Below are 2,461 nucleotides of genomic sequence, written 5' to 3'. Positions count from 1 at the left end.
GGTTATGAGTAGTAGAGTGATTGCTATTATTAGTTTGTACATTTTATCTCTTTTTTTGTTTTATTATATCAGAATTTTCCCTTATATTAATATGGGAGTATAAAAAAATTAGCTATAATTCTTTTCAACAAATAGTAACACAAGGTTTTATATGAGTAGTCATATCTCACTCTATGCAAGTAAGTTAGCAGAACTAAAAAAAGAGTTTAGTGACATCCAAAAAAAATTACGAAACAAGAAAAAAAGTTTCAATGAGAATCAGCAGAAAGTGTATGACTTTGTAATGGGTAAAAGAGAAATAATACAAGTGGGGTGGGTACTTAGCTCCTCCTGCTTCTTAAATAGTGCTTTTTTGCACTAAGAAGATAAAAAATAGCCTATAATGTTCTTGATTGTAAGGGTTCACTGACTAAATCTTACAATTAATGAGCATTTATACTATAGGAGGAGCTAAGTACCCACCCCACTAATACAATTTAGCATTGAGAACAAACAATATTTTATAAAAAAAGGTGATGAGCATAAAGGTTTTATACATATACTACTTAGGCACTATGGCGAAGATTCAGAGGGTAGATTGACTGCTACAAATATTTTGAATATTGCTACCACAATTAAAATGGGTTCACCGTATCAATCGGAAAAAAATGACTATTTGAGTATTAGCAATGAGTTCAATAAACAGAGGTTTATAGTTGTTCTAAGCAAAGATAGGAATGGTCATTGGGTAGTTACTTATTATAAAGTTGAAGAATGAAGTGGGACAGGGCGACTACTCTTAAACCTCTAATGGGTAATCTAAACGAGAGTGGTTACGGTGACCTATCCTCAACTACAAGTATATTATACACTTTTTTTATGTGACTTGTCAAGTTGAGTTTTAGATTTTTTTCAAATATCTACATACTCCCACCGAGACGGTGGGAGCAAGGGAATATATTTGAGACAAAGACAAGACATGTCTTGTCTCTACAATCCATCAAATCTCAAAATTTTTCTATTTTCAAAAGTCAAAAATCACTGTCCGCCTCTAACGCACCGAATAACCCCACTCTCAGGAAGAAGCCAATAAGGGAGGCTACCACCACAGTCAAAAGAGAGACTGCTCTCACCATTTTTCAATGTCTCAGGGTTAGTCGACGACAAGTACAAATCAGTAAGGTTAAACCCTCTCTCTTTGGAACAAGCTTGATAAAATTTATTATTTTTGTTCTCACACTCATCAATAACCCCTCCACAATCAGTTACCACTGCTCTTAGTGTCTCAATATTAGGCAATACTCCCCCACTTGCCTTACAAATCTTGTTTGCATTGTTCCACTCAGCTTCACAAATACCATTTTTATTTATTTTCCCACCATTACTGCTACAAATACTCTCTGTTGGAGTTATCCACTTATCAGAATAAGTTTGAGCCACAACAATAGGTGCAGGAACAGAAATCACCTCTTGTGGTCTATCTCTATATACAACTTGTGGCTCAACTATAGGGGTAGAGATAGATTGAGAAGGTTGAGTAAAAAAAAACGGCTCTCCATTAGTATCATCAATCATAGAGGGTCTCTGAGCCATATTCCTCAAATCCTGCTTGACCTTCAAAAAAATATCACTCAACTTCAATGAGTTATTAGCATGTTTGAGAAAACTCTCTCTAAATCGACCATTGTCCGAAGCTGTAACACCTGACGCTGTGGCATAGACGAGATAGACACCTGTTGCACCAAAATTTTTGATAGGTCTACTCCCTTTGCCGATACTTGTTCTACAGGCATCAAGCATCGCGATATTGAGACCATGATTTATCTCATCTGCTTTGCTCAACAGATAATTCAAAGAGAGAGCCATACGGTCATGGTCGGTTATGGTTGTCAATCTTGCGTTATCAATAGGTATCAGATAGTTGGTCATCTCACCATTATACATTCTGCTCTTGTCTTGACTCGCATGACCACTATAGTAGATAACAGCCACACTCTTTTTGCTCAAACCTGCCATAAACTCATCTACTTTTTCTCTCATGGTTGCGATGTCTGCATCCTCGGCATAAACCACCCTAAAATCTCTATCCCTCAAAAAATCCCTCATAGCTCTAGCATCAGAAACAGCATTGACCAAGGTGTTTCCTCTCTCATAATTGTTATTGCCAATCACAAGAGCAATCCGTGGATAGGTCTGCGTATCGCCATCCACCACCTCCACAGCACGAGTCGTCTCTGCTTGGCTTATCAATGGAAACAGTAGTAATAGGAACAATATTATATTTTTATACATTTGAGTTCTCCTTTTGTAAATTATATAGATTTTTTGTAAAGGAGTTTATTAATTTTTTGAGTTTTTTGTAAAATATTGTGAGGGTTGATATAATTTGATGTTTTAAGTTTGTTTATGTTTTTTATCGAATATTCTGAAAACTACGGAAAAACCCCAAATTACTCCCCAACCCCAGCAAAGTCAGTAATCT

General features: G+C 36.1%; 2 protein-coding genes. One reads left to right on the top strand and one right to left on the bottom strand.

Annotation, left to right across the window (positions count from 1 at the left end; all coding sequences use genetic code 11):
• The first annotated feature begins 151 nt into the window (after positions 1-151).
• Entirely contained in the window at positions 152-361 is a 210-nt protein-coding gene (locus tag GSY74_RS01410; protein WP_164663324.1) for a hypothetical protein, read from the top strand.
• A 656-nt stretch (positions 362-1,017) separates the two neighbouring features.
• On the opposite strand, the gene GSY74_RS01405 is transcribed toward GSY74_RS01410, so the two are convergent.
• A complete protein-coding gene (locus tag GSY74_RS01405) occupies positions 1,018-2,271 on the bottom strand; it encodes a caspase family protein (protein ID WP_164663322.1) in 1,254 nt (417 codons plus the stop codon).
• Between the last annotated feature and the right edge of the window lie 190 nt (positions 2,272-2,461).

The organism is Sulfurovum sp. bin170 (assembly GCF_010892395.1).
GTDB lineage: Bacteria > Campylobacterota > Campylobacteria > Campylobacterales > Sulfurovaceae > UBA1140.
Note: the sequence above shows the minus strand (reverse complement) of the source record. Positions and strands in the feature narration are given on the sequence as shown.